Here is an 8,418-nt window from a genome sequence, read left to right as displayed (position 1 = left end):
TCCCGCACGGTGGGTTCACCCACGGTGTTGTGGGTTCCTGACCCGTGTGAAGGGTTGGGAACCCACAACACCGTGGGTAAACCCACCGTGCGGAAGCTCAGGCAGACGTCTGGGCGGGTGCGCCGGTTCTGGTACGTACGACGTGCTGATCGGCGCGGTGGGCTCGACGTGGCGGACCGACGTGGTGGGGTCGGCGTAGTGCGGTGCGGCGCGCTGGTACGGCGTAGTGCGGTGCGGCGCGCTGGTACGGCGTGGTGCGGTGCGGCGCGCTGGTACGGCGTGGTGCGGTGCGGCGCGCTGGTACGGCGTGGTGCGGGCGGCGTACTGGGCCGCGTGGTGCCGTACTGGGTCCGCGTGGTGCGGTGCGGCGCGCTGGAACGGCGTGGTCGTGGGCGGGTCAGTAGACCTCGATGCGGTCGAGGCTGATGACGGCGGCGGAGGAGGCGGGGTTCTTGTCACCGGTGACGCGGACCCGCACGGTGTGAGGGCCGCTTGGGAGCACAGGGCTGATGTACATCAGCTGCTCACCGACGCGGATCGAGCTGTAGTAGTCGATGCGCTGTTCGGGGCCGCCGTCGACGGAGATCGCGGCGATGCCGTTGCCGACGTCCGCGACGCTGAGCAGCGCCACCCGGGTGCCGGTGAACCGGATGGTTGCCGTCGCGTTCGGTTCCCAGCTCCAGTGGTCGTTGCCCCAGAAGCACTGGTTGCCGCACCCCGACCCCGAGCTCCACGCGCCGGTGTACGTGACGGCCGCGTCGGTGTCGTTGATCCAGTAGTTGTTCGAGCCGGGGTCACCCGACGGCAGGTTCTGCGTCGCGCCCGCGGCGAGCGGCCGGCCGAGGTTCGGCGTACCGTCGGCGTTCCAGCTGATCTTCTGCACCCGCGTGGTGCGGAACGAGTACGTGTACGTGCTGGTGTTCTTGCCGTGGTACGCGATCCAGTCCTCGCTGCCGTCGGGCGACTTGAAGAACGAGTGGTGCCCGGGTCCCCATACTCCGGTCGCGTCGTTGCGCGAGAAGATCGGACCTGGGTGCTGCACCCAGTTCGACGCGACCATCGGGTCGGCGCCGTTCGCGATGCTCTTCATCCACAGCTGGTAGTCCGGTTTGCCGGTGTCGCAGGTCGAGTACGTGAGGAACGTCCGCGTCGCGCCGTACAACGGAGTCGGTCCCTCGCGGACCTCGGTGCACCCGCCGTCGGCAGGGATCGCGACGCGGCCGCCGGTGACGGTCCACGGGTTGCTCATCCGGGCGATGTACAGCTGCGCCGGGCCGCCCATGCCGCGTCCGGGTCCGGTCCAGACGAAGTACTGCTGCCCGTTCACCGTGATCGGCTCGCCGTCGATCGCGTACTCGCCGAAGTCGGCGATTTTCGCCTTGAAGCTGTACGGGCCGAGCGGGTCGTCGCCGGCCGACTCGAGGACGTACATCCGGTGGTTGGCGTCCACGCCGTCGGAGGCCGTGTAGTAGATGTACCAACGGTCGCCGGCGGGCCGAAACGCCGGCGCCCACATCTGGGTGTTGCGGCTCGGGTCCGACTCCCGGTACACGACCTGTTCGGGCTGGACGAGCAGTGTCGCCAGGCTGGGCGAGGACCAGATCCCGATCCGGTCGCCGCGGGTCGTCGCGACGTAGTACCTGCCGTTGTAGTGCAGCAACGACGGATCCGCGGACGGGTTCACCGGGTTCCGGAACGTACTCGACGTCAACGCGGTCTCCTCGCGTTCGGCGGCTGGAGCGGGGCCGGCGAGTGCGCCGGTGAGCGGGGCGGCAATCAGGGCGGCAAGCAGGGCGCCAAGGACGGGGCGGACGAATCTCATCGCGAAACACCTTCCGGAGAGTGGGGCGGACTCCCTTCGACGTCCAGTTGTACGACGTGATTCCATCGTTGTAAACCATTCGCACCAGGATCGAACGATGCGGAACCGCGTGCCCCGGCGTGGCGTCGTACCGCACATGAAGCTGAAGGTGCGGGTCGTGCAGTACCGGCACGACCGGTGGTACGCCGATATCGACGACGCCGAGGACCGGCAGCCGGACGACCCGTTCTGGTACGCCGTTTGCGCGACGCAGGCCGAGGCGATCGCGCTCGCCTGCGCCGAACTCGCCACCCTCGACCGCCGGATCGCGGACGGCCTGGTGCCCGCCCGCATCAGCCAGTCCCACCCCGTGGCCGCCTGACGCCGCGATCATCCAGCGGTACGTCGGCCCGCGCGACGCCGGCCGCGCAACGGGCCGGACCCGCGCAACGTCGGCCGGACCCGCGCAACGCCGGCCGAACCCGCACCGTGTACGCCGACGCGCGTGGAGCCGCGGCGACCCCGGGGCGGCGGCATGATGGGGCGATGCTCGGGGAATCGGACGGCACGAAGGGCGACGCCACGATCGAGCAGATCGGTCGCCGGCAGACCTTCACCAAGACACTGCAGCTTGCCCTGGTGCTCGCGGTCGTCCAGGTGCCGATGCGCGCCGCGGTTCACGAGGCCGCTGGTTCCCCGGCCGGCTGTGAGGTGCCCGGCAGGCTTTCGCTGCTCGTCGACTCGGCGTTCGTCCTCGCGAGCGTGTACGCGGCCTATCGTGCCTACAAGTACGTCAAGTTCCTGAATCGCCAATCCTGGCAGGCGATCGCGGCCGTCGGTGCCTGGATCGTCCTGGTCGCCGCAGTACTCGACGGCATCGAGAACTCGGTCCTCTGGCGCGACTTCGGCACGCCGCCGTGCGCGGACCTGTCGACAGGATGGTTCACCTGGCTGATGCGTGCCGTCTACGTGATCTGTGCGGTCGTGCTCGCGATCTGCCTGGTCGCGACGAGCCGCTTCGGTCAGCGCAGGTGGTACGGCGTGGAGCTCGCGCCGCCCGCGACGTTCCGTCGGCCGAAGCGCGACGGCAAGGACGACGGCCGGCTCGTCATCACCTGCTCCGGCGGCGGAATCCGGTCGGCCTCGTTCTGCCTGGGTGCGTTGCAGTTGCTCCGCGAGCGCGGTCTGTACGACAAGGCGTCGACGGTGATCGGCGTCAGCGGCGGCGGATACATGGCGGCCGCGTTCCACGTACTGCGTCGTACCTGCACCGACCCGTTCTCGCCAGGATCGCCCGAGTTGGCGCGGCTGCGACGGCAGACGCGCTATCTGCTGTCCGGCGGCCGGGCGATGTTCCGCGCGGCGCTCTCGGTGCTGTTCGGCGTGGTCGTGAACCTGCTGCTGATCGGGATCACACTGCGCGCGATCGCCTGGGTGCTCGGCTGGTTCCTCGCGGACCAAGGCGTGATCTCGGACGGCCTCGAGGTGCACTGGCGGCCGGACGACTCGTGGTTCTTCGTCGGGATGTCGGTGTTCCTGCTCGCGGTGAGCGCGCTGACGTTCGTGATCGAGAAGGTCTGGGACCGCTGGGCGCGGATGCCCGATGTCGTGCGCACGATCCTCACCGGCATCGGCAACATCACGCTGAAGTACGGCGTACCGGTGGCGGTGCTGCTGCTCGGTGTGCCCGGAGGTCTCTATCTGCTGGGCAAGCTGTCGAACGATTCCGGTGAGCAGCCGAGCCTGCCATCGCTGCTGCTGGCGTTGGTAGACCCAACGAAACAGGGAGTGGCCTCGTTCAGCGCGTTGGTGGTCGTCCTGCTCGGCCTGGGCAAGACGCTGTGGAGCGGCCTGACGGTCGAGGACGACGAGAAGACCGGGATCCGTGCCCGGCTGGCGATGTTTCTGCGGACCAAGGTCGCGCCGTGGGCGGCCAGCGCGATCATCGTGGTCGCCGCGGTCGTCGTACTGCTGCGCTGGACGGTCGGGTACGCGACGGATCCGGCGTACCAGCAGGACTGGGGCGTTGCCGTGATCCTGGTCGCGATCGCGCTGGCCATCAAGGTGCTGACCGACGCGAACCGGACCTCGCTGCACTCCTTCTACCGTGAGCGGCTGTCGCGGGCGTTCCTGGTGAAGCGGCAGGACAACGGCGCCGCGGTGGCGCTCGACTACCACCTGCGGCTGCGGTACTCGGACTGGGCCAAGCCGCTGGACGGCGGACCGCAGCTCGTCATCGCCGGTGTCGCGAACGTCGACGACCCGGACTTCGTGCCGACGCAGCGCGACTGCGTGCCGTTCGTGTTCGACGCCGCGCAGATCGGCATCGTCGGCGACCGGTCGTTGCCGGACGGCGGCCGGCGGGAGACGGCCGACTACGAACGCGAGGCCGATGTTCTCAAGCGCGAGGTCACGGTGCCCGCGGCGATGGCGATCAGCGGCGCCGCGTTCAGCCCGCTGGCCGGGCGCGTGAATGCGCGGACGCGGCCGGTGCGCCTGCTGCTTGCCGTACTCAATGCGCGGCTCGGTGTCTGGCTGCCGAACCCGTACTGGAACAACCGCGCGGAGGCGTCGTTCCCCGATCGGCACGGGTTCCTCCCGAAGATACGGCGGTACGTCGGCAGCGTGATCGACAAGCCCGGGCCGTACCGGCTGCTGCACGAGGCGGTCGGGTCGACGTCGATGTACGAACGCCGGATCTACGTGACCGACGGCGGGCACTACGACAACCTCGGCGTCGTCGAGGCGCTCCGCCGCCGGCCCGCCCAGGTGATCGCGATCGACGCGTCGAACGACGCCGAGGATCGGTTCACCGCCCTCGCCGAGGCGATCGCAACGGCCCGGATGGATCACGGGATCGAGATCTCGATCGACCCGTCATCGATGGCCCGTGGCAGCAAGCCGCGCGCCGACCGCGCCTGGACGTACGGCATCGCCACCCATCCGCTCGAGGACGGCGACGAGAAGCCCTACAAGACCGAGATCTTCTTCGTGAAGGCGGTCCTGGCCGGCGATCTCGGCTGGGACCTCGAGCAGTACGCCGCCGGGCATCCGGACTTCCCGCGCCGTACCACCGGCGACCAGTTCTACGACGAGTGGGACTTCGAGGCCTACCGCCACCTCGGCTACACGCTCGCGGCCAATCTCACCGATCACCACCGAGTGCACGCACGGTTGTACGGCGAGTAATCCCCACCCCTGCCTGTGGATAACGGGTGTGGATAACGGGTGTTTGCTGTGGACAACTAGTGGATGTGCTGTGGATCGGGCAACGAATGCCCGGTGCGGGTGCACGTGCAGTCCGGCTGGTGAGAGGGCGGTTGTCGGATGCCGTGTTCGGTGCTGAGATTGGTCCCCGAACGGCGGATGAAACTTTACGAAGATTTATCCGTGACATTCGGTGCGCCGGACCGTTGAGCTGTCAGACAGTTCATCATCCGCGGATCGCTGGGGAATCCGGAGGGACTCACTCGTGCACATGTTCAATCCGCCACCGGACTGGCCGGAGCTGCCGAGTGCCGAGTGGCGTCCGCCGCTCGGATGGACGCCGGATCCGGACTGGCCGCAGCCACCGGCGGGCTGGCGCTTCTGGCTGAACCGCAACGGCCGGCACAGCAGTGGCCCGATCGGCGCATACGGCGCCGTCGACGCCGGTCGCCGCGAGCTCGCCGAGATCGATCCGGCCCTCGTGCTGATGCACGCCTGACGCTGGTCCTGGCGGTGACGCCGAAACCGAACCCCCGTGCGGCCCACCGGCCCGCGGGGGCTTTTCCTGTCCGCCTTCAGTAGGGGTAGTGCGTTCTTACCGTCTTCTGGTGTTATGTTATCAACCTAGATAACACTCATCAGGGAGGCGTTCGTGGGCTGGATCGGGCTCGACCTCGGCACCCAAAGTGTGCGGGCCGTGCTGGCCGATGCCAAGGGCCACGTTCTGTCCCGCGCAACGCGCCCGCTGACCAGCCACCGCGACGGCGTCCGGCACGAGCAGGACCCGCAGGCCTGGCTGACCGCCGTCGACGAGGTGATGGCCGAGGTGGGAACCAGCAGCGTCGACGGCATCGCGATCTGCTCGACGTCCGGCACCTTCCTCCTCACCGACCTTGCCGGCCGCCCGGTCACTCCAGCACTGATGTACGACGACGCGCGCGCCGCCGCCCGTCGTGACCAGATCGTGGACGCCGATCCGGAGCGGTGGGCGACCAGCATGCAGCCGACCTGGGCGCTGCCGAAGATCCTGGACCTGGACCTCACCGACCGCCGGGTCGTGCACAGCGCCGACTTCGTCGCGGCCCATCTCGTCGGCCATCCGGTCGCGACCGACACCAGCCACGCGCTGAAGACCGGGTACGACCTGATCGCCGACGCGTGGCCGGCGTCCGCCTTCGGCGAACTCGGCCTCCCGCTCGACGCCTTCCCCGACGTCGTTCGCCCCGGCAGCGAGCTCGGCCGCACACCGGCCGGCGTCCCGGTGTACGCCGGGATGACCGACGGCTGCGCCGCGCAAATCGCCGCCGGCGCGCTCAGCCCCGGCGCCTGGAACTCGGTGCTCGGCACAACCCTCGTCCTGAAGGGTGTCAGCGAACAGCTGCTGACCGATCCGACCGGCGCCGTCTACAGCCACCGTCACCCGGACGGAGGCTGGCTCCCGGGCGGCGCGTCGAGCACGGGCGCCGGCGTACTCACCGAGCTGCTGCCCGGCGCCGACCTGGACGCCTTGGACAAGGTCGCGCATCCGGTCGACGCGGTCACGTATCCGCTGACCAAGAAGGGCGAGCGCTTCCCCTTCGTTGCCCCGCAGGCCGAACGCTTCACCCTCGGCAGCACCGCGGACGACCTGCACACGTACGCCGCGGTGCTGCAGGGCGTCGCGTTCATCGAGCGACTCGCGTTCGAGCACCTGGAAAGCCTCGGCGCGGAGCCGGTGCGTTCGGTCTCGCTCACCGGTGGCGCCACCCGCAGCGGGTACTGGAACCAGCTCCGCGCCGACGTTCTCGGCGTCCCGGTAGAGCTTCCCGCCGTACCGGACCCGGCGTACGGCATGGCCGTCCTGGCCGCCTCGGGCGGAACGGATCTCGCCGGTACGGCCCGGCGGATGGTTCGCGTCGAACGGGTCCTCGAGCCGCGCGGGGATCGGCTCGAGGACCTGTACGGCGCGTTCGTCGCCGAGCTCGACCGTCGGGGGTACCGCGGATGAGGACCACGATCGTGCTCGCGCGCCACGGCCGCACCGAATGGCACCACGGCAACCGGTACACCGGGTCGACCGATCTCCGGATCGACGACGTCGGTACCCGGCAGGCCCAGCAACTGAAGGAGTGGGGACTCGGCTACGCGCCCGACGCGCTGTGGTGTTCGCCGATGCTCCGCGCCCGCCAGACGATCACGCCGATCGCCGAAGCCCTGCAGCTCGAGCCGACCGTGGACGCACGGCTGCGCGAGGTCGACTTCGGGTCGGCCGAGGGCAAGATGCTCAGCGAGCTGCCGCCGGCCGTCGGCAAGGCGTTCGAGCTCGACCCGGTCCGCAACCACTTCCCGGGCGGTGAGGACCCGGCCGCCGCGGCCGATCGGGTCCGCGAGGTCTTCGACGAGATCGGGCAACGGCACCAGGGGGAGAAGGTCCTCGTGGTCGCTCACAACACACTGATCCGGCTGCTCGTCTGCAGGGTGCTCGGCCTGCCGCTCAGCGACTACCGCAGACTGCTACCTGCGCTCGGTCCCGCGGCGTTGGTGCGTTTGCGATGGCAGGACGGCACAGTGGGGCTCGAAGCGTACAACGTTCCTCCTCTGCGTTTGGAGACCCTCGCATGACAAGTGATGTCGACGGCGACACCACCGAGCTGAGCCGGCCCGCGCGCCGGCAGGCCGAGATCGCGGCGTACGTCGTGAAGCACGGCTCGGTCTCGGCGAACGACCTGGTCGAGGCGTTCGGCGTGAGCGTGATGACGGTGCACCGCGACCTGGACGAGCTCGAACGACAGGGCGTGGTGCGCAAGTACCGCGGCGGCGTCAGCGCGCAGCCGACCAGCGTGTTCGAGAGCAACGTCGCGTACCGCCTGAACACCGCGCACGCCGAGAAGGCCGCGATCGCGCGCCATGCCCGAGCGATGATCGAGCCGGGAATGTCGGTGATGCTCGACGACTCGACCAGCGCGCTCGCCCTGGTCGACCTGTTCGAGGGCATCACGCCGTTGACCGTGGCAACGAACTTCCTGCCCGCGATCACCAAGCTGAGTGAGCAGCGCGACATCACGCTGCTCGCGCTCGGTGGCATCTACTCCCCGACGCACGACTCGTTCGGTGGGATGCCGTGTGCGGAAGCGGTCGAGGCTTTGAACACCGACCTGCTGTTCTGCTCGGTGTCGGCGGTGTCGGCGACACACGCGTTCCACCAGGAGGAGGAAATCGTCCTGGTGAAGCGGGCCATGCTGCGCTCGGCGAAGACCAAGGTGCTGCTGGTCGACCACGCCAAGCTGCAGCGCACCGCCCTGCACCGGCTGGCGCCACTGACCGACTTCGACATGGTGATCGTCGACGAGAAGACCCCGAAGGAACTGATCCAACCGCTGCGCGACCACGGCGCGACCGTGGAGGTCGCCGAACTGTAGGAGGGGGAGCCC

7 protein-coding genes are annotated in these 8,418 nt (G+C 69.1%); 6 read left to right on the top strand and 1 reads right to left on the bottom strand.

Translation table 11 applies throughout. The features are described from left to right. Positions 1-397: 397 nt before the first annotated feature. Complete coding sequence (locus tag AB0B82_RS28655) at positions 398-1,822, bottom strand: family 43 glycosylhydrolase (protein WP_360175167.1); 1,425 nt, start codon at positions 1,820-1,822, stop codon at positions 398-400. Positions 1,823-1,919: 97 nt separating this feature from the next. On the opposite strand from AB0B82_RS28655, the gene AB0B82_RS28650 reads away from it, so the two are divergent. The 6 genes from AB0B82_RS28650 (at position 1,920) to AB0B82_RS28625 (ending at position 8,406) form a co-directional block, all read left to right on the top strand. Next, a complete protein-coding gene (locus tag AB0B82_RS28650) occupies positions 1,920-2,183 on the top strand; it encodes a hypothetical protein (protein ID WP_360175164.1) in 264 nt (87 codons plus the stop codon). Between the two features lie 164 nt (positions 2,184-2,347). Beyond that, positions 2,348-4,990: a hypothetical protein gene (locus tag AB0B82_RS28645; RefSeq protein ID WP_360175161.1), complete on the top strand. Its 2,643-nt coding sequence runs from the start codon at positions 2,348-2,350 to the stop codon at positions 4,988-4,990. A gap of 289 nt (positions 4,991-5,279) precedes the next feature. After that, positions 5,280-5,507 carry a hypothetical protein gene (locus tag AB0B82_RS28640; RefSeq protein WP_360175158.1) on the top strand — a complete coding sequence of 76 codons (228 nt, stop codon included), beginning with the start codon at positions 5,280-5,282 and terminating at the stop codon, positions 5,505-5,507. A gap of 153 nt (positions 5,508-5,660) precedes the next feature. Further along, positions 5,661-6,995 carry an FGGY-family carbohydrate kinase gene (locus tag AB0B82_RS28635; RefSeq protein WP_360175155.1) on the top strand — a complete coding sequence of 445 codons (1,335 nt, stop codon included), beginning with the start codon at positions 5,661-5,663 and terminating at the stop codon, positions 6,993-6,995. Then, positions 6,992-7,609 carry a histidine phosphatase family protein gene (locus AB0B82_RS28630; protein WP_360175152.1) on the top strand — a complete coding sequence of 206 codons (618 nt, stop codon included), beginning with the start codon at positions 6,992-6,994 and terminating at the stop codon, positions 7,607-7,609. The genes AB0B82_RS28635 and AB0B82_RS28630 overlap by 4 nt, the downstream gene beginning before the upstream one ends. Beyond that, positions 7,606-8,406 carry a DeoR/GlpR family DNA-binding transcription regulator gene (locus AB0B82_RS28625; RefSeq protein WP_360175149.1) on the top strand — a complete coding sequence of 267 codons (801 nt, stop codon included), beginning with the start codon at positions 7,606-7,608 and terminating at the stop codon, positions 8,404-8,406. The genes AB0B82_RS28630 and AB0B82_RS28625 overlap by 4 nt, the downstream gene beginning before the upstream one ends. The last annotated feature ends 12 nt before the right edge of the window (positions 8,407-8,418 follow it).

Origin of the sequence: Kribbella sp. NPDC048915 (assembly GCF_040649595.1) — a bacterium.
Lineage (GTDB): Bacteria > Actinomycetota > Actinomycetes > Propionibacteriales > Kribbellaceae > Kribbella.
The sequence above is the reverse complement of the archived record's forward strand: the minus strand, read 5'-3'. Positions and strand labels throughout refer to the sequence as shown.

Excerpts from the sequence above, each read along its gene's own strand:
- AB0B82_RS28655 (WP_360175167.1), bottom strand. The coding sequence starts at position 1,822 with ATGAGATTCGTCCGCCCCGTCCTTGGCGCCCTGCTTGCCGCCCTGATT.
- AB0B82_RS28650 (WP_360175164.1), top strand. The coding sequence starts at position 1,920 with ATGCGGAACCGCGTGCCCCGGCGTGGCGTCGTACCGCACATGAAGCTG.
- AB0B82_RS28645 (WP_360175161.1), top strand. The coding sequence starts at position 2,348 with ATGCTCGGGGAATCGGACGGCACGAAGGGCGACGCCACGATCGAGCAG.
- AB0B82_RS28640 (WP_360175158.1), top strand. The coding sequence starts at position 5,280 with ATGTTCAATCCGCCACCGGACTGGCCGGAGCTGCCGAGTGCCGAGTGG.
- AB0B82_RS28630 (WP_360175152.1), top strand. The coding sequence starts at position 6,992 with ATGAGGACCACGATCGTGCTCGCGCGCCACGGCCGCACCGAATGGCAC.
- AB0B82_RS28625 (WP_360175149.1), top strand. The coding sequence starts at position 7,606 with ATGACAAGTGATGTCGACGGCGACACCACCGAGCTGAGCCGGCCCGCG.